This window comes from Brevundimonas sp. Br13 (genome assembly GCF_055391505.1).
Genome location: NZ_AP044008.1, coordinates 249,161 through 273,679, shown reverse-complemented (window position 1 = coordinate 273,679; position 24,519 = coordinate 249,161). Strand labels below are relative to the sequence as shown.

The window sequence follows — 24,519 nt, the reverse complement described above, 5'->3', positions numbered from 1 at the left end:
CCCGTTAATGTCCGTTTACCGCATCGACGGCGGGGCTGTCAGGACCAGGGACCCTTGGGCGGGGCAGGCGGCGTGTCCGCAGCAGGGGGCTGGGCCTCGGCGGCGGGCGCCGGTTCGGGCGCGGCGGGAGCGAGGGCGCGCCCGCGCGGGTCGGCGTGGATCAGGATGTCGGCCGTGGGATAGTGGCTGAGCACGCGGTGTTCGGCCTCGACGACGATGGCGTGGGCCGCGTCCAGACGCAGATCGGGGTCCAGATCGACATGCATCTGGATCATCATGACCGAACCGGCCATCCGGGTGCGCAGCTGGTGGACGCTTTGGATACGGGGGTCGGCCAGCACCGCCTGGGCGATGGCGGCGCGGTCGCTTTCCGGCGCGGCGCGGTCCAGCAGATGGTCGGCGGCGGCCCTCAACATGCCGATCGCGCCCCAGAACAGCCAAACGGCGACCACCAGTCCGGCGGCGGCGTCCAGGCCCGGCGCCCTGAGGAAGGCGCCCGAGATCACCCCGACGAGCACCACGAGGTTGGAGGCCAGGTCGGCGGCGTAATGGGCCCGGTCGCCCGCGACCGCCAGGGAGCCGCTGGTCTTCAGAGCGCGGGTCTGCATCCAGACCAACCAGGCGGTGACGGCGATGGAGGCGATCATCACCCCGACCGCCCAGCCGCCGGCGGTGACAGGACGCGGGTCGAAGATGCGCTGCAGCCCCTCCCAGCCGATGAACAGGGCCGAGGCGAAGACCAGACCCGCCTGGACCAGGGCCGCCAGGGCCTCGCCCTTGCCGTGGCCGTAGCGATGATCCTCGTCCGGGGGCGCGGCGGCCCAGCGCACGGCGAAGAAGGTGGCCAGGGAGGCCGCCAGGTCCAGAACCGAATCCGTCAGACTGGCCAGGATGGAGACCGAGCCGGAGGCGCCCAGGGCGAAGGCCTTCAGCGCGATCAGGGTCAGGGCCGCCCCGACCGACAGCCGCGTGATGCGGCGCGTGGCCAGATGCGGATCCTCCGAAGGGGGCGGGGCGGGCGGTCGGGCGGGGGCGGGCGTCGGCGTCATCGGCTGGTCTTGTCGCGCAATCGTGGCGGAAAGCCAACCGGGGCGCTCATTTGGACTGGTCCAACTGGATCGGGCGCGTCATTAGGATTAAGGAGACGAAACGGCGCTATGTCGGTTTCCGTTCATACGGGGCATCGGTCGTAGTCGTGGGGGCGGCATGGACGCTGACGAACGCTGGATCGCGAGACATGAGGCCCTGACCCGCCTGGGGGTCAAGGCCCAGACCCTGTACGCCTATGTCAGTCGGGGACGGATCGCCGCCCGTCCCGACCCCGCCGACCCCCGCAGAAGCCTGTACGCCGCCGCCGACGTGGCCCGGCTGTGCGGCGACGGGGCCGAAGGCGAGACCGAGGTGCGGACGCCGGTCGTGGGGGCGGCGGCGCGCGGCGAGGCCGACATTCAATCCTCCGTAGGCCTGATCGCCGAGGGCCGGCTGTTCTATCGCGGTCTGGACGCGGTGCAGCTGGCCGAGACGGCGACCGTCGAGGCGGCGGCCCGCCTGCTGTGGGACGTGCGGGACGGGGACCCCTTCGTCGGACTGAAGCCGCGTATCGATCCGATCGTCGGCGGTTCGACACAGAGGCGGGTTCTGGCCGTGCTGGGCCGTCGCGCGATCGAGGACCGCTCCCTGCGCAGTCACGATCCGGCGGGCCTGAAACAGGAGGCGGCCTCGCTGCTGAACGAGGTGGTGGACAGCGTCTCCGGGCCCGGGCCGCGCCTGTATCTGCACCAGAGGCTGGCGCGCGGCTTCAAGGCGTTCGAACGCGACAGTCCTCTGATCCGCCGCGCCCTGGTGCTGGGGGCCGACTGCGGTCTGGACGAGGCGGTGCTGGCGACGCGGGCGGCGGCCTTCGGCGGCGCGCCCCTGGCCGGGGCGGTCCTGGCCGGAATCACCACCCTGAGCGGGGCCCCTCTGGGCGAACTGGGCGAGGTCGTGGCCTATGTCGGGGAGGCGCGGCGCGATCCGTCGGGCGCGGCGCGACGCTGGCTGGCCCTGAAGGGCGGGGTTCCGGGCTTCGAGGAGACGGCGGCCTTCGGCCGGGTCGATCCGCGGGCGCGGGCGCTGTTGGAGGCGGCGGGGCTTCCGGCCGATCTCCAGGCCCTGCTCGCCGAGGGCGAGGCGGCGGCGGGCCGGCCGGCCGGCTTCCATCTGGCCCTGGCCCTGATCGCGCGACGGCTGGACCTGGGGCCGACGGGAGCGGGCGACTTGCTGCTGCTGGGGCGGCTGGTCGGCCTTTTGGCCCATGCTGTGGATCAGGCGACGGACGGCTCGCCTATCCGGGCGCGATTGCGCTATGTGGGGCCCGAGCCGGGCGCGCACTGACCTCCGGCCTGTGACGGGGACTTCATGTCGGACTGGCTTGCGGCGATCATTCTCGGCCTGGTCGAAGGACTGACCGAGTTCATTCCAGTGTCCTCCACCGGGCACATGCTGCTTTTGGGCCATTTCATGGGCTTCGAGAGCGCGGGCAAGACGTTCGAGATCGTCATCCAGCTGGGGGCGCTGCTGGCCATCGTCAGCGTCTATTTCAAACGGCTGTGGACCCTGGCCACGCGCTGGCCTGTTGATCCGGAGGCGCGGCGGTTCCTGATCGGCCTGCTGCTGGCCTTTGCGCCCGCCGTGGCGGTCGGCTTTTTGGCCTATGGCTTCATCAAAGACGTGCTGTTCGAAACGCCCCAGGTGATCTGCGTCGCCCTGATCGTCGGCGGGGTGATCCTGTTGGCCCTGGACCGGATGGACAAGCGGCCGCAGTGGCTGGACGCCAGCCAGTATCCGATGCGGGTCTATTTTCTGATCGGCCTGTTCCAGTGCCTGGCCATGATCCCCGGCGTATCGCGATCCGGCGCCACCATCGCCGGCGGCCTGTTGCTGAAGACCGACAAGCGGTCGGCGGCCGAGTTCAGCTTCTTTCTGGCCCTGCCCACCATGGGGGCGGCGGTGGCCTATGACCTATTGAAGAACCATAAGACGCTGGACTTCAGCGACGTCGGTCTGATCGCGGTGGGCTTCGTGGTGGCCTTCCTGACGGCCCTGGTGGTGGTGCGCTTCCTGCTGGACTTCGTCTCCAAGCACGGCTTTGGCCCCTTCGCCTGGTGGCGGATCGTGGTCGGGGTGGTCGGTCTGGCCCTGTTGCAGGCGGGGTTCTGACGCCCCGGCTGGCGATTTTCGCCCCCAGCCTCTAAGGGGCGGGGCATGAGCACGCTTCTTTACGGCCGACCGCCGGTCGTCTTCGATCCGCCCACCGCCGGCGCCGGCGCCGCGATCCAAGTCTCGCCCCTGATCCCCGGCTCGACCGCCCTGGAGGCTGTGAGCGAAGGCTCGGTCGACGAGATCATGATCTACGCCCCGCCCGGCGTGCTGGAGCGGCGCTACACCCTGGCCCTGGCGCTGAAGGCGCTGAAGGTCGGGGGGCGGCTGGACGTCATGGCCTTGAAGGACAAGGGCGGGTCGCGTCTGAAGAAGGAGCTGACCGGCTTCGGCGTCGAGGTGGGCGAGACGGCCAAGGCGCACCACCGGCGTTGCATCGTGGTCAGACCCGAGACGATGGCCGGGATCGACGAGGCCATAGCCGAGGGGGCGGCGCGGATCGTGCCGGGGCTGGAGGCCTGGTCCCAGCCGGGGATCTTCGCCTGGGACCGGATCGACGCGGGCTCCGCCCTGTTGGCGCAGCACCTGCCGGCGCTGAAGGGGGCGGGCGCCGATCTGGGCTGCGGCTATGGGGCGCTGGCGACGGTGGTCCTGCGGTCGCCGGGGGTGACGGGCCTGCGGCTGATCGACCTGGACCGCCGGGCCGTCGAGGCGGCGCGGAAGAATGTCGAAGATCCGCGCGCGAGCTTCGAGTGGGCCGATGTGCGGACCCTGCCCGCCGGAGGCGACCTGAATTTCGTCGTCAGCAATCCGCCCTTCCACGACGGCGGGGCCGAGGATCGACGGCTGGGCCAGGCCTTCATCCGCAAGGCGGCGGAACTGCTGAAGAAGGGCGGGACAGCCTGGATCGTGGCGAACCGGCATCTGCCCTATGAGGCCGAGCTGAACGCCGCCTTCGGCCGGGTGCGCCTGGTCGCCGACGAGGGCGGGTACAAGCTGTTCGAGGCGGTGAAGTGAGCCCGCGCTCCCGCAGCCCGAAGGGCGTCAGCGCATGAAAAGGACCCCCACATCGCGCGTCGATCGACTGCTCGGCTCCATGGGCTACGGGTCGCGGGCCGAGATGGCGCGGATGGCCAAGGCGGGCGGGATCGTGCTGGACGGCGCGGACCTGACGGACGTGTCGAAGCGGATCGCCGTGACGCCGGACCTGCCCAGCCGGATGGAGGTCGACGGCGCGCCGCTGGATCCGGTGCAGGGTCTGGTGATCCTGCTGAACAAGCCGCTGGGCATGACCTGTTCCCACAAGGAAGAGGGGGCGCTGGTCTATGACATCCTGCCGGACCGGTGGCGGCGCCGGGATCCGGCCATCTCGACCATCGGCCGGCTGGACAAGCAAACCAGCGGCCTGTTGCTGCTGACCGACGACGGCGACCTGCTGCACCGGGTGATCAGCCCCAAACGCCATGTGGCCAAGGTCTATCGCGCCGGGCTGGCGCGGCCGCTGACGGGAACGGAAGGGGCGCTGTTCGCCTCCGGCGAACTGGTGCTGGAGGGGGAGGACAAGCCCCTGGCACCGGCGATGCTGGAGGCCGTGTCCCCGACCGAGGCCCTGCTGACGGTGACGGAGGGCCGCTATCATCAGGTGCGGCGCATGTTCGCCGCCGTCGGCAACCATGTGGAGACCCTGCACCGGGAGCGGCTGGGAGGGCTGGTTCTGCCGCAGGATCTGGCGCCGGGGGCATGGCGGCTGCTGACGCCGGAGGAGATCGCGTCGATCTTCGTCTGAGCCGAGATCGTGGACATTTGACGCTGGATGGCTATCTTGATGGCCATGTCCAGCTATTCCGTCGCCGAAGCCAAGAACAACCTGCCCAAGCTGCTGGATCGCATGCTGGCGGGCGAGGCCGTGACCATCACACGACGCGGCGTGCCGATCGCTCGGCTTGAGCCGGCGCAGGAGAGCAAGCCAGCGCCCAGACATGTCGATATGGAATGGTTCAGACGGATCCGCGCCAAGCCGGAGGACGGTCTGAACGCCGTCGATCTGGTCCGCCAGATGCGCGACGAAGACTGATTTTGGCCCTCTACCTGGATACCAGCGTCCTCGTCTCGGCCTTTGTTCAAGACGAGCATTCGGAATGGGCGGCGGCGTTGCTGATCCGCAGGGCTGACGTGGTGGTCAGCCGGTGGGTCGAGGCCGAGTTCAGCTCAGCCTTGGGCTTGCGTGTGCGGTCGGGCGCTATGAAGGCGGACAAGCGCGATCAGATCGAGGCGGAGTTCGATGGCTGGCGCGTCGGGCGTGACGAATGCCGTCTGGACGACCTGGATTTTGTGAGATGCCGTGCGCTGTTGCGCGATGGAGCACGGCTACGAACACCCGACGCCCTACATCTGGCCGTGGTCCTGCGGCACGGTTTTGACTTGGCCACTCTCGACAAGGAGCTTGCGGCGGCCGCAAGGCTGAAGGGCGTGGAGGTTGTTTCGTTATGACGGCCATCAAGATCTGCGGCCTGACCACCACCGACACCCTGGACGCCGCCCTGGAGGGCGGGGCGGATTTCGTGGGGGCGGTGGTGTTCCCTAAGAGCCCGCGCCACCTGGCGCCTGAGGCTGCGGCCGCCCTGTTCGAACGGGCGCGGGGGCGGGCGAAGATCGTGGCGGTGACGGTCGATCCGGACGACGCCCTGCTGGAAGAGATCGCGCGGACGCTGAGGCCGGACTTCATCCAGCTGCACGGGGCGGAGAGCCCGGCGCGGGCGGAGGCCCTGCGGGCCCTGACCGGCGCCGGGGTGATCAAGGCCCTGCCGATCCGGCACGGCGACGACTTCGCCGCCGCCGACGAATGGGATTACCACGCCGATCATCTGATGTTCGACGCCAAGCCGCCGGAGGGGTCGGTCCTGCCCGGCGGGGTGGGGCACAGTTTCGACTGGACCCTGCTGGCGGATCGGGCGTTCCGTCATCCGTGGTTCCTGGCGGGGGGGCTCAATCCCGACAATGTGGCCGAGGCGCTGCGGATCGCCGGGGCGCCGATGGTGGACGTCTCCTCTGGCGTCGAAAGCGCGCCGGGTGTTAAGGACGCCGACCGGATCGCGGCCTTCATCCGAAATGCGCGCCGGTCGTAATTACGACGCCTCTCCGCGTGAAAGTCGAAACCGTGAACGCTCAAACGCCCATCCAAGCTCCTGATCCCGCTCAGCCGCTCTCCAACGCCTATGCCTGGCCGGACGCGCAGGGACGGTTCGGGCCTTACGGCGGGCAGTTCGTGGCCGAGACCCTGATGCCGCTGATCCATGAGCTGGATGCGGCCTATAAGGCGGCCAAGGCGGACCCCAGTTTCCAGGCCGAACTGGACGGCTATCTGACCCACTATGTGGGTCGCGAGAGCCCGCTGTATTTCGCCGAGCGGCTGACCGAACATTTCGGCGGGGCCAAGATCTGGCTGAAGCGCGAGGATCTGAATCACACCGGCGCGCACAAGATCAACAACTGTATGGGCCAGATTCTGCTGGCCCGGCGCATGGGCAAGACCCGGATCATCGCCGAGACCGGCGCCGGCCAGCACGGGGTCGCCTCGGCGACCGTCTCGGCGCGGTTCGGCCTGCCCTGCACCGTCTATATGGGGGCGGTCGACGTGGAGCGGCAGCAGCCGAACGTCTTCCGCATGCGTCTGTTGGGGACCGAGGTCTTCCCCGTCACCGCCGGCGCCGCGACCCTGAAGGACGCGATGAACGAGGCGATGCGCGACTGGGTCACAAACGTCTCGGACACCTATTACATCATCGGCACGGCGGCGGGGCCGCACCCCTACCCGGCCATGGTGCGCGACTTCCAGTCGGTGATCGGCAAGGAGATCAAGCGCCAGTCCCAGGCTCAGTTCGGCAAGCTGCCGGACGCCGTCGTGGCCTGTATCGGCGGCGGATCGAACGCCATCGGCGCCTTCCACCCCTTCATCGAAGACGAAGGCGTGCGGCTGATCGGGGTCGAGGCGGCGGGCCACGGGCTGGACACGCCGGACCATGCGGCCTCGCTGAAGGGCGGTCGCTCGGGCGTGCTGCACGGCAATCGTACCTATCTGCTGCAGGACGAGGACGGAAACATCGTCGAGGGCCATTCGATCTCGGCCGGGCTGGACTATCCCGGCATCGGGCCGGAGCACGCCTGGCTGCATGACATCGGCCGGGCCGAATATCGGTCGGCGACGGACAATGAGGCGCTGGAGGCCTTCCAGCTGTGCTCGAAGCTGGAAGGCATCATCCCGGCTCTGGAGCCGGCCCATGCGCTGGCGCGAACGGGCGAGGTGGCGCGCGAAGTCGGCAAGGGCGGGGACGTCGTCCTGCTGATGTCGGGCCGGGGCGACAAGGACATCTTCCAGGTCGCCCGTCATCTGGGAGTGGAACTGTGATCCGCAGCCTGTCGGCGATCGCCGCCGCCCTCCTGAGCCTTTCGACCGCCGTTCAGGCCCAGACGCCGGTTGAGGTTAAACCGGCCGATGTCGGCCTGTTGCCCGGCGCGCAGCTGTCGCCCGATTGCGGCGGGCTGAACAATCTGGCCGGCCGCGCCTGGTGCGTCACCGCGCCCCTGGGCCAGGTCGGCGCCCTGGCCGACGCCTATATCGCCGATCTGGCGACCAAGGGTTGGCTGGCGGCTGGCGGCGATGAGAACCGCGTCGTCCTGATCAAGCGTCGCGATGGCGGCGGTTGCGAGGGGATGCAGCTGATCGCCTTCTACGACACCACAAAGACCGCCGTCGCCGAACTGCCCGGCCATCTGGGCTTCGCCGTCGTGCCCGGCGACGTCTGCGCCCAGGCCGCCGCGGCCGAGAAGCCCGCTTCGGACACCCCGCCGCAATGACCACCGCTCGAATCGACTCCTGTTTCGCCGCGCTGAAGGCCGAGGGCCGCGCGGCCTTCATCCCCTATGTGATGGGGGGGGACCCGTCGCGCGAGGCGGCGCTGGAGATCCTGAAGGGGCTGCCCGCCGCCGGGGCGGACATCATCGAACTGGGCTTTCCGTTCAGCGATCCGATGGCCGAGGGGCCGCCGATCCAGCGGGCCGCCATTCGCGGACTGAAGGCCGGGTTCGGCCTGCGCTCGACCATGGATCTGGCGCGGGATTTCCGCAAGGACGACCAGACGACGCCGATCATCCTGATGGGCTATCTGAACCCGATCGAGAGCCTGGGATACGACGCCTTCGCCGCCTATGCGGCCGAGTGCGGCATCGACGGGCTGATCGTGGTGGACTGCCCGCCGGAAGAGGCCGGGCCGCTGATCGAAGCGCTGGACAAGGTGTCGATCTCGCTGATCCGGCTGGCGACCCCGACCTCGGACGACGACCGGCTGAAGATCGTGGTCCAGGGCACGTCGGGCTTCGTCTATTATGTCGCCGTCGCGGGCGTGACCGGCGTCAAGGAGGCGAACGCCGACGTCGTGGCGCCGGCGGTGGAGCGGGTGCGCAAGGCCTCGGGCCTGCCGGTCGCGGTCGGCTTCGGGGTCAAGACGCCGGAACGGGCGGCCGAGATCGCTCGCGTCGCCGATGCGGTGGTGGTCGGCTCGGCCCTGGTGGACGAGGTGGCCGCCGCTCTGGAGGCCAATGAGCCTGCCGCGCCGCGGGTGCTGGCCCGGGTCAAGGCGCTGGGCGACGCGGTTCGATCGGTGACTAGTGCTTCCGTGACGGAAACCGTCTAAGAGCCCGCCCATGGTCGACAAGAACAAACCCCAGGAAAAGCGCGGCGGCTGGCTGAGCCGTTTCGCGCCCGGCGTCCGCAAGATCGTGTCGCGCCGCGACACCCCCGACAATCTGTGGGTCAAGGACCCCGACACCGGCGAGATGCTGTACCGCTCGGACCTGGAGGCCGCCCTGTGGGTGACGCCGACCGGCCGCCATATGCGGATCGACGCGCCGACGCGGCTGAAGGCCACCTTCGACGGCGGCCAATACGAGCCTATCGAGACGCCGGACGTGCCTGAGGATCCGCTGAAATTCTCGGACGGCAAGTCTTACAAGGACCGGCTGAACGCCGCGCGCAAGGCGGCGGGGCGCAAGGACACCATGGCCATCGGCTGGGGTTCGGTCGGCGGTCAGAAGGCGGTGGTGATCGTTCAGGATTTCACCTTCATGGGCGGGTCGCTGGGCATGGCGGCGGGCGAGGCCTTCATCAAGGCGGCGCGCGAGGCCGTGGCCCGCAGGGTTCCGCTGGTCTGTTTCACCGCCGCCGGCGGGGCGCGGATGCAGGAAGGCGCCCTGTCGCTGATGCAGATGGCCCGCACCACCCTGGCCATCGAAGAGCTGAAGTCGGCGAAACTGCCCTATGTAGTGGTGCTGACCGACCCGACCACGGGCGGGGTGACCGCCTCCTACGCCATGCTGGGCGACGTGCATCTGGCTGAGCCGGGGGCCTTGATCGGCTTCGCCGGTCCGCGCGTGATCGAGGCCACCATCCGCGAGAAACTGCCGCCGGGCTTCCAGCGCGCCGAATATCTGCAGGAGAAGGGCATGGTCGACCGGGTCGTGACCCGCGCCGATCTGCCCCGCGTCCTGGGCCGGATCCTGTCCATGCTGATGGGCGGAAACCGCCTGGCGGCCTGACGGCCTTGGACCCCATCTCCGAGCGGCTGCGCGCCCGACATCCGCAGCGGATTGATCTGTCGCTGGACCGGATGCGCGCCCTGTGCGCGGCCCTGGGCGATCCGCAGCATCGGTTGCCGCCGGTGGTCCATGTGGCGGGGACGAACGGCAAGGGATCGACCGTGGCCCTGATCCGGGCCATCGCCGAGGCGGCGGGGCTGAAGGTCCATGCCTATACTTCGCCCCATCTGGTGCGGTTCAACGAGCGGATCCGGCTGGCGGGGCGGTTGATCGAGGACGATCATCTGAACGCCATCCTCGACCGGATCGAGGGCGTGTCCGGCGAGGCCACGGTGTTCGAGAGCACCACCGCCGCCGCCTTCCTGGCCATGGCCGAGACAACGGCCGATCTGGCGGTGATCGAGGTCGGCCTGGGCGGGGTGCTGGACGCCACCAACGTCATCGAGCGGCCGCTGCTGAGCGTGATCACCCCGGTCGACTATGATCATGCCGAGTTTCTGGGCACGGACCTGGCCGGGATCGCCTCGGAAAAGGCCGGGGTGTTGAAGGCGGGGGCGCCGGGCGTGATCGGGCGCCAGCGTGAGGAGGCGTTCAAGGCCATCGAACGCCGGGCCGCCGACGTCCGTGCGCGGCTGACGGTGCTGGGGGTGGATTTCGACGCCTGGGCCGAGCGGGGCGGCATGGCCTTCCAGACGGCGGACCTGTTCATGGACCTGCCGGCGCCCGCCCTGGCGGGCGCGCACCAGATCGACAATGCGGCCGTGGCCATAGCCGCGGCCCTGGAGCTGGACCTGCCGGAAAGCGCGATCGTCGAAGGGCTGAAGGCCGTGCGCTGGCCCGCGCGCCTCCAGCGGATCTCGACCGGACCCTATGGGCAGGCGGCCAAGGCGGCGGCGGCCGAGCTTTGGCTGGACGGGGGGCACAATCCCCATGCCGGACGGGCGCTGGCGGCCTTTCTGGCCGAGCGTCAGGCGCGGGCGCCGCGCCCCCTGGCCCTGATCTGCGGCATGCTGGGCAATAAGGACGCCGGTGGTTTCTTTGCGGCCCTGAAGGACAGCCAGGCCACGGTCTTCACCGTCGGCTTCGACGGGGCGGCGGCCGAACCTGCGGCCCTGGCGGCCGTGGCGCGCGGCCATGGGCTGGCGGCGACCCCGGCGGGCTCGGTGGGCGAGGCCCTGGACCTTGCCTTGCGGTTCGGTGCGGGCCGGGTGGCGATCTGCGGGTCGCTGTATCTGGCGGGCGAGGTGCTGGGCGCCAGCCCGGAGACCTGGCCCGTTTAGCGGGTCATCCAGGGTTTGGACTTGCCCGCCGCGATGCGGGCGGCCTGTTCGCGCTGGAAACGTCCGCCCCGCGGCGGCTTGGGCCGAGCCTCCAGCTTGGCGTTCTTCAGGCGCAGGGCCTTCTGAACCGGGGTTTCGCCGGGGATGTCGTCCGGGGTGTCGTCGGGCGGGGTTTCGTCGCTCATAGGCGGCCTTCTAGCAAAAACGCCCGCCGGTCGGAACCGGCGGGCGTTCGATCCTGTCGGACAGGCGGAAGGATCAGACGTCGGCCTTGACGCCGGCCTCGGCCAGCCATTCGACGATCTTGCCCTTGGGCATGGCGCCGACCTTCATCGAGGTCATCTGACCGTCCTTGAACAGCATCAAGGTGGGGATGCCCTTCACGCCCAGTTTGGACGGGGTCAGGGGGCTGTCGTCGATGTTGATCTTGGCCACGGTGACCTGGCCGCCCAGTTCGTCGGCGATCTGTTCCAAGGCCGGCCCGATCTGTTTGCAGGGGCCGCACCATTCGGCCCAGAAGTCCACCAGGACGGGGGTGGAGGATTTCAGGACGTCGGCGTCGAAGCTTTCATCCGTGACTTTGACTGTCGCCATCAATGGCTCCTTGGGCGCTGACGCTCGGCGCTAGGGCCTTGCCGCTCGCGCGCAAATTGGGTTGGCCGGATCCGTCCGGGTTCGGCCGCAGATGTGGGAGCGAATCGCGGGCAATTCAACTCCCGCCGTCGCTCCCTCTCTCCGTCCGTCATCCTCGGGCTCGACCCATGGATCGGATGTTCCGCAGCTCGTGCGAAGACGGCGACGCACAGCCCAACCTGCGCCCGGTCCTCGGGTCAAGCCCGAGGATGACGGGGGTTAGGGCGCGAGCGCCGCGTCCAACATCGCCTGCGGGATCGGCATCAGCTTGGGTCCGTCGGTCCAGACCAGGGCGGCCTCGACCGGGCGGTCGGGATAGAGGCGTTTCAGCACCGCGACATAGACGGCGGCCTGGAGCACATAGGCGGGATCGACCCGGTCCAGGGCGTCCGGGGCGGGGCGGTTGGTCTTGTAGTCGATGACTAGGACCCGCTCGGGCGTGACCACCAGCCGGTCGATGCGGCCGTTGACGGCGACGCCGGACGGCAGGCCGGGGGCGGACCCCGTCAGGGCGACCTCGGCGCGGGAGCCGGGGCCGAAGACGGGGGCGAAACGGGCGTCGTCCAGCACCGAGAAGGCGGCGGCGATCATTTCGGCGCGCTGGGCCTCGTCCAGATCGGTCTCGCGCGCCAGAAGGCGGCGGGCGGCGTCGGCGCGATCAGCGGGCGCGATCTCGGGCAGGCGCTCCAGCAGCCGGTGGATCAGGTCGCCGCGGCGGAACCGGCCCAGGGCCGCGCCGCCCGCCGCGCTGCGGGCGAGCGGCGAGGGAGCGGGGATGCGGACCTGGCCTTCCATCCGCGACGGCGAGGCGAAGCGGGCGGCGGCGTCGGGCGGGGGCGGCACTGCGGCCCAGGCGGGCAGGGCGTCGGCGGCGGCGGTCGCGGCGGCCTGCGTCGGGCGATGTTCGGGGTCGACGCCGAAGCGACGCACGCCGTTCTCGACCTCGCGCACCTGATCCCCCAGCCGGTCGAAGGTCTCCTCGATCACCGACCACCAGCTGCCGGCCTCGGCGCCCCGGCTGGAGGCGCGGCCCATGACGATGACGCGGTCCCGTGCGCGGGTCAGGGCTACATAGAGCAGGCGCAGGGTCTCGTCGTCGGTGCGGGCCTGACGCGCGGCGCGGGCGTCGGCCGAGGCGGGGCAGTCGTCACGGGCCGAGCCGGGCGCCATCAGCCAGGCCTCGCCTTCGCCGTCAGGCACTACGGCGGGCATCAGGGACGGCCCCTGCGCCTTCGCCTTCATGGTGGTGTCGGGCAGGATCACGATCGGCGCCTCCAGCCCCTTGGCGCCGTGGACGGTCATGACGCGGACCTCGCCGCGCGCTCCTTCCAGTTCGCGCTTCACCTCGACGTCGGCGGCCTCGAGCTGGGCGAGGCAGGATTCAAGGTCGATCGCGCCGCGGTTCTCGGCCGCCAGCACCTGGTTCAAGGTTTCGTCTATCGCCTCTTCCGCCTCGCGGCCCAGCCGGGTCAGGATGCGGGCGCGGCCGGAGAGCCCCAAGTCGTCCACCCGGTTCAGGGCCTGGGAGAAGAAGGCGAACGGGTCGCCGCCGCGCGCGGCTATGGCGGCCTGGAGCGCATCCCGCGCGCGCGTCCATTCGGGGCGTTCGTGCGCCCGGTCGCGCAGGTCGCGCCACAGCTGGCCGCCCTTGCGGTTCTCGCGCCCGGCCAGCGCATAGAGGCCGTCCTCGTCCACGTCGCACAGGGGGCTGCGCAGCACCTCGGCCAGCGACAGGTCGTCGTCGGGGAAGAGGGCGAAGCGGGCCAGAGAGATCAGGTCGTCGAAGACGATATGGCTGGACAGTTTCAGCCGGTCGGCGCCGGCGACGGGGACGCCCTCGGTCTTAAGCGCGCGGATGATCTCTTCGAAGGTGGCGTCGCGGCGGCGGACCAGGACGATGTAGTCGCCGTAGCCGGCGGGGCGCAGATCCCGCGTTCGGCTGTCGAAGACGGCCAGGCCGCTTTCGACCTGGCGGCGGATCTCGCGGGCCAGGTCGCGGGCCAGGCGCTTCCTGGCGCTGCCGGCGCTTTCCTGATCGACCGGATCGTCCCAGGCGTCGGTCTCGGGCGCGGGTTCGTCCAGGAACAGGGGCCACAGGTCGACGGCCCCGTGCTGGCCGATGCGGGCGGGGATATGGCGGGCGATGTCGCCCTGGGGGCCGGTCAGGGCGCGGGTGCGGTCGGGATCGGCGAAGACGGCGTCGACGAAGGTCAGCACCTCCTCGGTCGAGCGGTAGGAGGTGTTCAGCTCCGGTCCGGCGAAGGGCTCGCCGGCGCCTTCGGCCAGGGCCAGGAAGTCGGCCCGTTCCTGGCGGAGACGTTCCGGGCGGGCGCCCTGGAAGGAGTAGATCGACTGTTTCTCGTCGCCGACGGCGAAGACGGTGCGGCCCGACGTCTGGCCGGAATAGAACTCCCCGGTCAGGGCGCGGACGATGGCCCACTGGTCGGGGGCGGTATCCTGGGCCTCGTCGATCAGGACGTGGTCGACCCCGCCGTCCAGCTTGTACAGCACCCAGGCGGCGGCCCCGCTGCGGGTCAGAAGGGCGGCGGCGCGGGCGACCAGGTCGGGGAAGTCCAGCGCCCCGCGCTGGGCCTTGGCGGCCTCGTAGAAGGCGGCGTGGGCGCGGGCCAGGGTCAGGACCTTGATCGTGTCGTCGGCGACCTTGGCCTTACGCAGGGCCTCGCGGGCGGCGAGGTATTTGGTCTGGAGGTCCAACAGCCAGCCGACGGCGCCTTGGGGCGCCGACTTGGTGCCCATGCTTTTTCGCGGCTCGCCCGCCTGGGTGCAGAAGACGCCCGCCAGGGCGGCGAAGCCGGCGTAGGGCGGGGCGGCGACGCTCATGGCGTCGGCGATCTTGCGGTCGTTGGTCGAGCCGGTCGCCATGGCCTCGGCCATGCGGTTCCATTCGGCGGGGTCGATCCAGGCGACGAAGTCCCGCTCCAGATCTTCCGGGCTGCGGCCCGTTTCGGCCCCGGTCAGGGCGTAAGGGTCGGGCGCAGTCCCCGCCTCGACGCGGTCGATATAGTCCAGCAGGTCGGCGCGCCTGGCCTCGATCATCGACAGCAGGGCCTGGAACCGCTGCCAGTCCAGCTCGACGGCGAAATGGCTGTAGGCCTGGCCGATAGGGCCGTCCGGATCGGCGACGGCGGCGCGGGCCAGGTCTTCGCGCGCGGCATGGCTGAGGGCGGCGGCGGCCTGGTCTTCCAGCACGGTGAAACGGGGCGAGACCCCGGCCTCCAGCGGGAACCGGCGCAGCAGCTTCTCGCAGAAGGCGTGAAGGGTCTGAATCTTCAGCCCGCCGGGCGTTTCCAGCGCGCGGGCGAACAGTTTGCGGGCGCGCGACAGGGCCTGACCATCGAGGGTCTTCGGATCGCGCCCGTCCAGCTCTGCGACCTTTTCCGACAGGGCGGCGTCGTCCAGCACGGCCCAGCCGCCCAGCTGGTCGAACAGCCGGGCCTGCATCTCGGCGGCGGCGGCCTTGGTATAGGTGACGCACAGGACGGCGCCGGGATCGACCTGGTCCAGCAACAGCCGCGCCACCCGGTTGACCAGGGTGGTGGTCTTGCCCGAGCCGGCGTTGGCGGTGACGAAGACGGTCAGGCGCGGGTCGGCCGCGATGATCTGAGGGGAGGGGGCGGTCATTCGCTGTCCTCGCCGTCGCCGATCACCGACCATTCCCAGACGCGGGCCAGATGGTCGTAGTTGCCGCCCTGATTGCCCATGAACTGGGGCGCGGCCCAGGAGACATAGGGGGTGTTCGGGTCGTCAAAGCGGGCGACGCGGCGCTTCAGCCCGTCCAGCGCCGCCTGGGCCAGGTCGGCCGCCTCGGCGCCCGAGGCGCGGGTGATGACCTCGCCCGCCGTCTTGCGCCCGACCACGCGGACATAGGTCAGTTCGTCGGGCGTGACCGGGCCCTTGGCGCCCTCGAACCCGCCGTCGGCCAGGATGGCGGCGGTCAGGGTCAACTGCGGGGCGAAGCCGGACTTGACCTGTTTGGCGGACGGCGCCGCCCCGGTCTTGAAGTCCATCACCGCCGCCCCGTCGGACGACAGTTCGATCCGGTCGGCGAAGGCCTTGACGGTGAAGGGGCCGGCGGGGGCGTCGAAGGTCAGGGCGCCCTGTTGCTCGACCAGGATTTCGATCCCGCGTGCACGGCGGCGGCGCTCGAAATCGGTCAGCCAGCGAGCGCAGTTGCGGGCGAGCGGCGCCTCGCGCGCCATGGCCGCGTCCTCGAAACCGCGCGCGCCCAGTTCACGCAACAGGTGGTCGTGCAGGACGGCCTCGCAGTCGTCGGGCAGGTCATGGGGCCAGTCCAGCGTCAGTCGTTCGACAGCGGCGTGGACGGCGTCGCCACGGGCGAGCGCTTCGGCGGACGCGCCGGGACGCTCCATCGCCTCCAGCCCCAGCACCCACAGGGCGTAGATGGCGTAGGGGTCGCGCACCCAGCGTTCGATGCGGGTGACATAGAGGCTGCGCGGGCGGCGATGCACCGGCGGGCGCGGCTCGGGCCGTTTGGCGAAGCGCGGCGGTCCGGGCGGAGGGGCGTCGAGCGCGCGGGTCCAGTCCAGGACGGTGCTGGGGCGGGGCAGGTCGACTCCCGCCCCCCGCGTCAGCATCTCCAGCCGCCACAGCCAGCGGGAGCGGACGGCAGGCTGGCCGCCGCGTCGTTCACTGTGGACCAGAATCACCTCCTCGGCGCAGGCGGCCTGGACGAAGTCCTGTGCCGTCTGGCCCAGGCGGCGTTCGGGCGGGGGCAGGCTCAGGGCCTTGCGCATCGGGCGCGACAGGAAGGGGTCGGTGGGCGCGGCCTGGGGCCAGACGCCTTCCTCCAAGCCCGCCAGGATCATCCGGTCGGCGCGCACAAGCCGCGCCTCTATGGCCCCCAGGATCCGCAGAGACGGATGGGTGGCGCCCCCGGTGCGGACCACGGTCTCGCGCACCAGGGAGGAGGTCAGCTCGGCCAGGTCGGCCCGGTCGATACGGCCCAGGGCGGCGCCCCCCTCGATCAGGCCGGACAGAAGGGCGGCGGCGGCCTCGCCGTCGGGACCGGCCCAGGCGTCCTGGCCGGCCAGGGTCTCGATCAGGCGCGTCAGGGCGGAGGCGGCGACGTTCAGGTCTGCGTCGGGGGTGAAGACGGCGGTAGCGGTCTCGACGGCGGTTTGCAGACGCTCGACCAGGCGGGTGGCGGCCGACAGGCGTTCCCGTTTCCACTCGGGCGGAGCCTTGCCGCGCCGGTCGGGCTGAACGGCTTCCAGCAGACGGCGGCGCACGGCGGCGAAGTCGCGGGGGCGCGGGCCGCGCAGGGCGTGCTCTTCCAGCGCCGCGACGGCGGCGGCCTGAGGAGCGTCGCCCAGGTCGAACCGGACCAGCGGGTGTTTGATGATCGCCAGCAGCAGATGGGGCTGGACGGGATCGGCGATCCAGCGGGCGCACAGATCGACCAGGGCGCCGGCGGGCAGGCGCGACAGGGGGCTGCCTGCCGAGGAATCCGGGACCACGCCCCAGCGTTCCAGTCTTGCGGCGACGCGGCGGCCCAGGGCCTGGTCCGGGGTGACCAGGGCGCAGGTCTTGCCGGGGGTTTCCAGCGTCTCGCGCATCATCAGGGCGATGGCCGCGGCGGCCTCCTCCTCGGCGCGGACGGTCAGCAGGGACAGGCCTTGCAGCCCTTCGGCTATGGGGTCGCGGGCCTCGCCGCGCGCGGCGGCGGTCGAGCGGAGGTCGCGGATGGCGCGGCGCCAGTCGTCGGTGGCCTCGGCGGGCCGCAGGGCCTCGTTGACCAGGCGCTGGCGGGCCTGGCCGCGGGCGAGAGCGGCGGGCGGCCGGGTCGGGGCGAACCAGGGGCGGACGTCGGCGCGGGTGACCTCGACCCGGTCCAGCAGTCGCTTCATGGCGCTTTGCGGATGCTGTTCGTCCAACCGGTCCCAGACCGCCGGATCCAGGTCGAGATCGAGACCGGGCAGGACGACGCAGCCCAGGGGCGCTCTGGCCACGGCGCCCAGGACGTCGGCGGCGGCGGGGACGGTGCCGGTCGAACCGGCGGCGATGACGGCCTGGGTCGGGGGCGTGTGGTCCCACTGTTCGGCGAGGCGGCGCAGAAGCGTGGCGCGGCGCCAGGCGGGATCGACCAGGCCCAGTTCGGCGAGGCGTTTGGGCCAGGCCTCGACCGCCAGGCCCAGGAACTCGGCCGAGCGTTCCCAGTGTTCGGCCATTTCGCCGTCGACCAGGGTCGCGATCCGTTCGGGGTTCGGAACCTCTTCCAACTGGCAGGAATCGAGGAAGCCGCCCAGGGCATCGGCCAGATCCAGGGCGCGCATCGGCGTCAGGCTGTCGTCGAACTGCTCGACGATCATCCGCGCCATCTCGAACCGGCGGGTCAGGGCGGGGATGGCGGGCGGCAGGTCCAGACCCAGGGCGCCGGGGGTGAAGGGAGGCTCGTCCTCCTCCAGATCGCCCAGCGGCCGGACCTGGGGCAGCAGGATGGGACGGCCCTGGGAGAGTTTAGACAGGGCGTCGGTGAAGGCGCGGGCGGCGCGCCGGTTGGGCAGAAGGAGTGTGGCGTCCGACAGGGTCTCGGGCGGCAGATCGCCGAGCCAGGCGAGGACGCCGGCGGCCAGGTCTTCGAGGAAGGGCCGGTGCGCGGGGACGGCGTACCAGCGGGGGCCGGCCGCCGTAAAAGGATCGAAGGGAGACATGGCGGCCATCGTCATCCCCCTCCCTCACAATCCGTCATCCTCGGGCTTGTCCCGAGGATCCATAGACTCGGTCGCGGCCGGTGCGCACCCTTTGAAACCGGGCGTATGGATCCTCGGGACAAGCCCGAGGATGACGAGGAAAAAACAGGTGTCGTCACCCCAATCCCGCCAGTTTCGCCTCGGCCTCTTCCCGCGCCTGGGGATCGCCGACGTGCATCCAGTCGCCGTCCAGGACGCAGCCGAACAGACGGCCCTCGGCGGCGGACTTGCGCCACAGGGGGCTGAGGGAGAAGGGGCCGTCGGGGCCGTGGTCGGCGTAGCCGGGGCGGGTGATGTGGGCGCCCATATAGGCGAAGGGGGCGGACGGGGCGTCGCCGCGGAAGGTCAGGCGGCCGTCGTCGGCCAGGAAGAAATCGCCGTCGCCCTCGAAGCCGATGGAGCCCTCGCGGCGGGCCAGCAAGAGGGCGGCGTCCATCATGTCCGGGTTCCACAGGCGGATCAGATCGGTCAGGGCGTCGCCTCTGTCGATCCAGACGCTGTCGATATTGGCGACGAAGACGGGGGCGTCGCCCAGCAGGGGGCGGGCCTTCTTCAGCCCGCCGCCGGTCTCCAGCAGTTCGGCCCGTTCGTCGGAGATGAGAATGCGGGGGCCGCGTCCGCGCGCGGCCAGATGGGCTTCCAGCCGGTCTGCGAACCAGTGCACATTGACGACCGCCGTCTCCACTCCGGCGTCGGCCAGACGGTCCAACACATGGTCGATCAGGGCGCAGCCCGCCACCTCGACCAGGGCCTTGGGCCGGTCGTCGGTCAGGGGACGCATCCGGGTGCCCAGGCCGGCGGCCAGGACCATCGCAGTCTTGGGAGCGTGGGTCATGCGCGCGCCTCGGCAGGAACGTAACGGTCGAACCAGCGGGCGACGGGCGCCAGGGCCGGCTGGTCCAGATTGGCGTTCAGATGCCGCCACATGCGCGGCAGGAACTGACGATAACGGGGCTTGCCGTCGCGCGCGATCAGCCGGGCGAAGACGCCGATGATCCGCGCCTCGTTCAGGGCGGCGAGCCCCGCGTAGTCGGCCATGAAGGCGGCGCGGTCCACCTGGGGGCGCAGGGCGAAATAGCGGTCCAGGGCCTCGGCCTCCAGTGCCGGCGACCCGTCGCGGCGGGCGTCCTGAAGGAGGGAGTGCAGATCCCAGGACGGGTGGGCGCGGACCGCGTCCTGGAAGTCGATCATGCCGACGCGGGCGGGGCCTTCACGCTCGGGCAGCCAGATCAGGTTCTCGGCGTGATAGTCGCGATGGGCCATGACCGAGGCCCCGGCGGCGCCCGAGGCGACGATCGGCGCCCAGGCCTCTCGCCATTCCGCCACCGCGGCGGCGTCGAAGGCGACGCGCGCGTCCAGACGGGGCAACCAGTCGACGAACAGGTCGGCCCCGCCCTGGAGCGCCGTCTCGTCATAGGTCAGGAGCGGCCAGTCGCCGCCGGGACCGGTCAGCACCTCAGGCGGGGTCCCGGCCTCGTGCAGGGCGGCCAGGGCCTCGATGGCGGTCAGATAGAGGGGCGTCTCCTCGGCGCCGTCCTCGATGACGCGGGCGAACAGGGCGTCGCCGAAATCCTCCAGCACCGCCAGGCCGTTGGGCGCGTCCAAGGCCGGGATTTCAGGCGCGGACAGACCCAGCGACTTCAGATGGGCGGCGACGGCGGCGAAGGCCTCGATCCGACCGGCCGAAAGGCGGGCGACGGCGTTCCAGCCTGCGGCGTGACGCTGCTCGGGCGTCCAGGCCGGATCGGCGGGCGGGCTCTCGGCGGCGGGCGCCTGGTCCATCAGCATCAGGGTGGGGCCGCCCGGCGGGGTCAGCCGTTCGTAGCGCCGCGTCGAGGCGTCGCCCGGCAGAGGCGCGCGCGTAGCCTCGGCCAGGCCGGCGGCGGCCAGGAAGTCGAGGCGAAGCTGTTCGCGATCAGAGACGGACATGGTCGATCAGGTCTTCCCACCGGCCTACGCCGGAAACGGTCGCAACACGGCCGTCGCCGTGTTCGGAAATCTCAATGACAAGGCGGTCGGGCCCCAAGAACCGGCCCGGATCCTCGCCCAGCCGCTCGGGCCATTCAATGAGGGCGCAGCCCTCGTCCAGGGCCTCGTCCAGGCCGATCTCGAACGCCTCTTCCGGTCGGGTCAGGCGATAGAGGTCGAAATGGGCGACGGGCAGGTCGGATTCATAGAACTGGACCAGGGTGAAGGTGGGGCTCGGCACCTCCTCTTCCGGCGTGGTCAGGGCGCGGATCAGGCCGCGCGCCAGGGTGGACTTGCCCATGCCCAGCGGCCCGTACAGCAGCAGGCTGTCGCCCGGCGCCAGAAGGGGGGCGATGACTTGGCCCAGACGGGTGGTGGCCTCGGCGTCAGGGAGTTCGACCTTCATGGGAAGACCGCGTCTGGATCGGCGGCCAGGGTGCGTTCGGTGAAATGTTTCAGCGCCACGGTGGCCTTTACGGCGTCCACGTCCAGCCGTTCGGGCGGGATGGGGCGGCCGACCAAGATATCGAAAGGCTTGCCCGCCTTGTTCAGCAGTTCGTGGAACAGGGTCACGTCGCGCAGCTCCTGCGAAACCTTGTCGAACAGGTGGAACAGCCGGCTGTAGGGGCCGGCGACGTGCATGGGCACGACCGGCGCGCCGTATTTCCGCGCCAGGGAGGCGGCGGTCGGCGCCCATTCGGGGTCGGTCAGCAGGCCGTCGGCGCCGACGCGGGCCAGACGGCCGGCGGGGAACATGACCACGCAGCGTTCGGCTTCGAAGGCCGCCTTGGCGGCGTTCAGCGTCGCGCGGGTCTTCTCGCGGGTGCGTTTGTCGTGAACCCATTCGACCGGGATCACCGTCTCGGCGAGCCGGGGCGAGACGCGCAGGGCGTCGGCGTTGGCGAAGAAGACCGCGTCGAGACGGCGCCGTTTTACGGCGTCATAGACCGCGACCCCGTCGGCTATGCCGGTCGGATGGTTGGCGACGACGACGCACCGGCCCGTCGCGGGCAGGCGGTCCAGAGGGGACGCCGTCACCTTCAGCCGAAGCAGGTCCGACACATAGTCCAGGCTCTCGGAGCCCGAGCGGTCACGCACAGCGTCGGCCATCCGCACGGCCGCCTTGTAGTTCAAGATCGAATAGAGCAGCGGGCGCACCGCCGGCCACAGCGGCGAGGCGGTCAGACGGGGCGCACGCTCGGCGATCAGCACATCGACGATGTGGGGCGAGCGGCGGACGGGAAGGGCGGCGGAATTCATGGACGACCGCTTGTCGCCGGTTCGGCGAAAGGGAGCAAGCCTACCAGAGCCGGGCCACGCCGAAGCCGTCGAACAGGGTTTCGTTCGAGACCAGGGTCAGGTCGTTGAGCAGGCCCTGGGCGATCAGCAGCCGGTCGAAAGGGTCGCGGTGATCGCCGGCCATCCGACCGGCCAGGCTGGCTTCGCGCCAGCTCACAGGGAGTTCGGCGAACCCCTCTCGACGCATGACGTCCGCAAACTGCTCGGCCAGGGCGTGGGCGTTCGGCAGCTTGCCGATGCGAAACTTGATCGCGATCTCGATGGCCGACACGCTGCTGACAAAGACGGCGTCAGCGTTCCGGATGGCGTCGTCGGCTGCGCCCGACAGCCGTTCGTCGTCCCAAACCCACCACATCAGGGCGTGGGTATCGAGCAGGAGGTTCAATCTCCCCGGCCCTCCCAGAGGCGGAGTTCCTCTTCGGGCAGCGGATCAAAAAAGCTCTCGTCGAAACGCCCCATGCCCTTCAGCCGACCTCGCCTGCGTTCAGGTTTCGCCGCCTCGAACGGCACGATCCGCACCGCCGGCTTGTCGCCGCGGGCGATCACCACCTCTTCGCCGCGTTCGGCGGCGGCGATCAGTTTGGAGAGATGGGTCTTGGCGTGGTGGACGGTGACGGTGGTCATGTCGCGCTCCTTGGTCCAAGCAGCTTAGCTAACTTCTGAGCTGTCAGCAACTTCCGCCCGGCGAACGAGGGTGCTACGCCTCGCCGCTGCAAGCTTTGCGAGGACTGCTTCATGCGCCACCGTTCCCTCCTGTTCGCCGCCTGCGCGGCCGTCGCCTTCTCGGGCGCCCTGATGAGCGCCGCTCCGGCCCTGGCCCAGGTTCCGCCCGCCCCGGTTCCGGCGCCGGCCGCGACGCCTGACGCCTTCACCTATCAGGACATGATCTCGGCCAACCGGCTGGGCGATCCGCAGGTGTCGCCGGACGGCCGTTACGTCGTCTATTCGGTGACGACGACGGATGTGGAGGCGAACCGCCGCAGCGGCAGCCTGTGGATATTGGACCTGGAAACGCCGGACGCCGCGCCGCGCCGGCTGGCCATTTCGGACCAGGGCGCCAACACCGCCCGCTGGGGCGCCGACGGCAATCTGTATTTCCTGTCGGGCAAGTCGGGGACCAGCCAGGTGTGGCGCATCGCCTCGCCGACGGCCGCGCCGGTGCAGGTGACCAATCTGCCGCTGGACGTGAACGCCTATCGGATCAGTCCCTCGGGCGACAAGGTGGCGGTGTCTCTGGCCGTCTATCCGGACGCGGCCGACCTGAACGCCTCGGTCGAGATGGGCAAGGCCGTGGCAGAGCGGAAGTCGACCGGCCAGGTCTATGACCGGATGTTCGTGCGCCATTGGGACACGTGGAATGACCACACCCAGAACCACCTGTTCGTCCAGTCGATCGGCCGCAACGGCCAGGCGACCGGCAATCCGGTCTGGGTCACCAAGGGCTTCGACGGCGACACCCCGTCCAAGCCGTTCGGCGACGAAAGCGACTTCGTCTTCACCCCGGCCGGCGACTCCATCGTCTTTTCGGCGCGTCTGGCCGGCAAGAGCGAGCCGTGGAGCACCAATTTCGACCTGTGGAAGACCAACGGCCTGAGCGGGGACGGGACCTTCACCAATCTGACCCAGGACAATCCGGCCTGGGACGCGGGCCCGGTGTTTTCGCCGGACGGCCGCACCCTGGCCTATCGCGCCATGGCGCGGCCGGGCTTTGAGGCCGATCGCTATCAGATCGTGCTGATGGACGTGCAGAGCGGTCAGAAGCGCGAGATCGCCTCGAACTGGGATCGCTCGGCCGACACCCTGCAATGGTCGCGCGACGGCCAGACCCTTTATACGACCGCCGGCGACGTCGGCTCGACCAAGCTGTTCGCGGTGGATACGCGCAACGGGGTGGTGACGCCGGTCACCGGACCCGGCCATGTCTCGGCCTTCCAGCAGACGCCGTCGGGCTTCGTCTTCGCCCAGGACAGTCTGAAGTCGCCCAGCGATCTGTATTTCAAGACCTATCTGGGTCGTGAAACGCCGCGTCGCCTGACCCAGGCCAATCCGGCCCTGGACGCCAAGGCCTTCGGGGAATACGAGCAGTTCAGCTTCCCCGGCTGGAACAATGAGACGGTCCACGGCTATGTCATCAAGCCGGTCGGCTATGTCGAGGGTCGCAAATATCCGGTCGCCTTCCTGATCCACGGCGGGCCTCAGGGGTCGTTCGGCGACAGCTGGTCCTATCGCTGGAATCCCGAAACCTACGCCGGCGCCGGCTATGCGGTGGTGATGATCGATTTCCACGGCTCGACCGGTTACGGCCAGGCCTTCACCGACGCCATCAGCCAGCACTGGGGCGACCGGCCGCTGGAGGACCTTCAGAAGGGCTGGGCGGCGGCTCAAGCGAAGTACGCCTTCCTGGACGGCGCCAACGCCTGCGCCCTGGGGGCCTCCTACGGCGGCTATATGATCAACTGGATCGCCGGCAACTGGTCGGACGCCTTCAAGTGCCTGGTCAATCACGATGGGGTCTTCGACACCTTCGGCATGGGCTATTCGACCGAGGAGCTGTGGTTCACCGAGTGGGAATACGGCGGCACGCCGTGGGACAGGCCGGAGGGCTATCAGAAGTTCAACCCGGCCAACCATGTCGAGAACTGGAAGACGCCGATGCTGGTGGTCCAGGGCGACCTGGACTTCCGCATTCCGACGGCTCAGGGCCTGTCCACCTTCACCGCCCTGCAACGCCGCGGAATCGACAGCCGCCTGATCGTCTTCCCGAACGAGAACCACTGGGTGCTGAAGCCGGCCAACAGCCTGCAATGGCACAATGAGGTGTTCGGCTGGCTGAACAAACACCTGGCCCCCGCCCAATAGGGGCGGTGCTCCGGAACGAC

At 70.1% G+C, this 24,519-nt stretch carries 24 protein-coding genes; 13 read left to right on the top strand and 11 right to left on the bottom strand.

Features of this window, described 5'->3' with window-relative positions:
* Window positions 1–38: 38 nt before the first annotated feature.
* Window positions 39–1,049 carry a cation diffusion facilitator family transporter gene (locus ACZ5M6_RS01345; RefSeq protein ID WP_464159367.1) on the bottom strand — a complete coding sequence of 337 codons (1,011 nt, stop codon included), beginning with the start codon at window positions 1,047–1,049 and terminating at the stop codon, window positions 39–41.
* Window positions 1,050–1,206: 157 nt separating this feature from the next.
* Here ACZ5M6_RS01345 and ACZ5M6_RS01340 point away from each other — a divergent pair, with 157 nt between their 5' ends.
* From ACZ5M6_RS01340 to ACZ5M6_RS01285, 12 genes are read left to right on the top strand one after another with little or no spacing between them, the layout of a single operon-like run.
* Window positions 1,207–2,373, top strand: a complete 1,167-nt coding sequence (locus ACZ5M6_RS01340) for a citrate/2-methylcitrate synthase (RefSeq protein WP_464159365.1) — start codon at window positions 1,207–1,209, stop codon at window positions 2,371–2,373.
* Between the two features lie 24 nt (window positions 2,374–2,397).
* Window positions 2,398–3,198: an undecaprenyl-diphosphate phosphatase gene (locus ACZ5M6_RS01335; RefSeq protein WP_348684800.1), complete on the top strand. Its 801-nt coding sequence runs from the start codon at window positions 2,398–2,400 to the stop codon at window positions 3,196–3,198.
* A 45-nt stretch (window positions 3,199–3,243) separates the two neighbouring features.
* Window positions 3,244–4,155: a class I SAM-dependent methyltransferase gene (locus ACZ5M6_RS01330; RefSeq protein ID WP_464159362.1), complete on the top strand. Its 912-nt coding sequence runs from the start codon at window positions 3,244–3,246 to the stop codon at window positions 4,153–4,155.
* Window positions 4,156–4,189: 34 nt separating this feature from the next.
* Complete coding sequence (locus tag ACZ5M6_RS01325) at window positions 4,190–4,924, top strand: pseudouridine synthase (RefSeq protein WP_464159360.1); 735 nt, start codon at window positions 4,190–4,192, stop codon at window positions 4,922–4,924.
* 27 nt (window positions 4,925–4,951) lie between these two features.
* Window positions 4,952–5,212, top strand: coding sequence for a type II toxin-antitoxin system Phd/YefM family antitoxin (locus ACZ5M6_RS01320; RefSeq protein ID WP_082382556.1), 261 nt, complete (start codon window positions 4,952–4,954; stop codon window positions 5,210–5,212).
* Between the two features lie 2 nt (window positions 5,213–5,214).
* Window positions 5,215–5,628, top strand: coding sequence for a type II toxin-antitoxin system VapC family toxin (locus ACZ5M6_RS01315; protein WP_054764140.1), 414 nt, complete (start codon window positions 5,215–5,217; stop codon window positions 5,626–5,628).
* The gene (locus tag ACZ5M6_RS01310) at window positions 5,625–6,263 is read left to right on the top strand and encodes a phosphoribosylanthranilate isomerase (protein ID WP_054764139.1); all 639 of its coding nucleotides are present in this window, start codon (window positions 5,625–5,627) and stop codon (window positions 6,261–6,263) included. The genes ACZ5M6_RS01315 and ACZ5M6_RS01310 overlap by 4 nt, the downstream gene beginning before the upstream one ends.
* A 50-nt stretch (window positions 6,264–6,313) precedes the next feature.
* Complete coding sequence (gene trpB, locus ACZ5M6_RS01305; protein WP_152951024.1) at window positions 6,314–7,543, top strand: tryptophan synthase subunit beta; 1,230 nt, start codon at window positions 6,314–6,316, stop codon at window positions 7,541–7,543.
* Window positions 7,540–7,992, top strand: coding sequence for a hypothetical protein (locus tag ACZ5M6_RS01300; protein ID WP_464159357.1), 453 nt, complete (start codon window positions 7,540–7,542; stop codon window positions 7,990–7,992). The genes trpB and ACZ5M6_RS01300 overlap by 4 nt, the downstream gene beginning before the upstream one ends.
* Window positions 7,989–8,828, top strand: a complete 840-nt coding sequence (gene trpA, locus ACZ5M6_RS01295) for a tryptophan synthase subunit alpha (protein ID WP_464159355.1) — start codon at window positions 7,989–7,991, stop codon at window positions 8,826–8,828. Before ACZ5M6_RS01300 ends, trpA begins: the two co-directional genes overlap by 4 nt.
* 10 nt (window positions 8,829–8,838) lie before the next feature.
* Window positions 8,839–9,729 carry an acetyl-CoA carboxylase, carboxyltransferase subunit beta gene (gene accD, locus ACZ5M6_RS01290; RefSeq protein WP_464159353.1) on the top strand — a complete coding sequence of 297 codons (891 nt, stop codon included), beginning with the start codon at window positions 8,839–8,841 and terminating at the stop codon, window positions 9,727–9,729.
* Window positions 9,730–9,734: 5 nt separating this feature from the next.
* Window positions 9,735–11,009 carry a bifunctional folylpolyglutamate synthase/dihydrofolate synthase gene (locus ACZ5M6_RS01285; RefSeq protein ID WP_464159351.1) on the top strand — a complete coding sequence of 425 codons (1,275 nt, stop codon included), beginning with the start codon at window positions 9,735–9,737 and terminating at the stop codon, window positions 11,007–11,009.
* On the opposite strand, the gene ACZ5M6_RS01280 is transcribed toward ACZ5M6_RS01285, so the two are convergent.
* From ACZ5M6_RS01280 to ACZ5M6_RS01235, 10 genes are all read right to left on the bottom strand, one after another.
* Window positions 11,006–11,194, bottom strand: coding sequence for a hypothetical protein (locus ACZ5M6_RS01280; RefSeq protein WP_228185827.1), 189 nt, complete (start codon window positions 11,192–11,194; stop codon window positions 11,006–11,008). The genes ACZ5M6_RS01285 and ACZ5M6_RS01280 overlap by 4 nt on opposite strands.
* Window positions 11,195–11,267: 73 nt before the next feature.
* A complete protein-coding gene (gene trxA / locus ACZ5M6_RS01275) occupies window positions 11,268–11,603 on the bottom strand; it encodes a thioredoxin (RefSeq protein ID WP_464159348.1) in 336 nt (111 codons plus the stop codon).
* Window positions 11,604–11,861: 258 nt separating this feature from the next.
* Complete coding sequence (gene addA / locus ACZ5M6_RS01270) at window positions 11,862–15,284, bottom strand: double-strand break repair helicase AddA (protein ID WP_464159346.1); 3,423 nt, start codon at window positions 15,282–15,284, stop codon at window positions 11,862–11,864.
* Window positions 15,281–18,334, bottom strand: coding sequence for a double-strand break repair protein AddB (gene addB, locus ACZ5M6_RS01265; RefSeq protein ID WP_464160088.1), 3,054 nt, complete (start codon window positions 18,332–18,334; stop codon window positions 15,281–15,283). The genes addA and addB overlap by 4 nt, the downstream gene beginning before the upstream one ends.
* Window positions 18,335–18,488: 154 nt before the next feature.
* On the bottom strand, window positions 18,489–19,184 hold the full coding sequence (gene murU / locus ACZ5M6_RS01260; protein WP_464160087.1) for an N-acetylmuramate alpha-1-phosphate uridylyltransferase MurU: 696 nt from the start codon (window positions 19,182–19,184) through the stop codon (window positions 18,489–18,491).
* 20 nt (window positions 19,185–19,204) lie between these two features.
* Entirely contained in the window at window positions 19,205–20,302 is a 1,098-nt protein-coding gene (gene amgK, locus ACZ5M6_RS01255) for an N-acetylmuramate/N-acetylglucosamine kinase AmgK (protein ID WP_464159344.1), read from the bottom strand.
* Window positions 20,289–20,747, bottom strand: a complete 459-nt coding sequence (tsaE, locus tag ACZ5M6_RS01250) for a tRNA (adenosine(37)-N6)-threonylcarbamoyltransferase complex ATPase subunit type 1 TsaE (RefSeq protein ID WP_464159342.1) — start codon at window positions 20,745–20,747, stop codon at window positions 20,289–20,291. The genes amgK and tsaE overlap by 14 nt, the downstream gene beginning before the upstream one ends.
* The gene (locus ACZ5M6_RS01245) at window positions 20,744–21,601 is read right to left on the bottom strand and encodes a GNAT family N-acetyltransferase (protein ID WP_054764127.1); all 858 of its coding nucleotides are present in this window, start codon (window positions 21,599–21,601) and stop codon (window positions 20,744–20,746) included. The genes tsaE and ACZ5M6_RS01245 overlap by 4 nt, the downstream gene beginning before the upstream one ends.
* A gap of 40 nt (window positions 21,602–21,641) precedes the next feature.
* Window positions 21,642–22,025 carry a type II toxin-antitoxin system VapC family toxin gene (locus ACZ5M6_RS01240; RefSeq protein WP_054764126.1) on the bottom strand — a complete coding sequence of 128 codons (384 nt, stop codon included), beginning with the start codon at window positions 22,023–22,025 and terminating at the stop codon, window positions 21,642–21,644.
* Window positions 22,022–22,264 (bottom strand): type II toxin-antitoxin system Phd/YefM family antitoxin, encoded by a 243-nt coding sequence (locus ACZ5M6_RS01235; RefSeq protein WP_054764125.1) that lies wholly within the window; start codon window positions 22,262–22,264, stop codon window positions 22,022–22,024. The genes ACZ5M6_RS01240 and ACZ5M6_RS01235 overlap by 4 nt, the downstream gene beginning before the upstream one ends.
* A 111-nt stretch (window positions 22,265–22,375) precedes the next feature.
* Here ACZ5M6_RS01235 and ACZ5M6_RS01230 point away from each other — a divergent pair, with 111 nt between their 5' ends.
* Window positions 22,376–24,499 (top strand): S9 family peptidase, encoded by a 2,124-nt coding sequence (locus ACZ5M6_RS01230; protein ID WP_152949093.1) that lies wholly within the window; start codon window positions 22,376–22,378, stop codon window positions 24,497–24,499.
* Window positions 24,500–24,519: the final 20 nt, after the last annotated feature.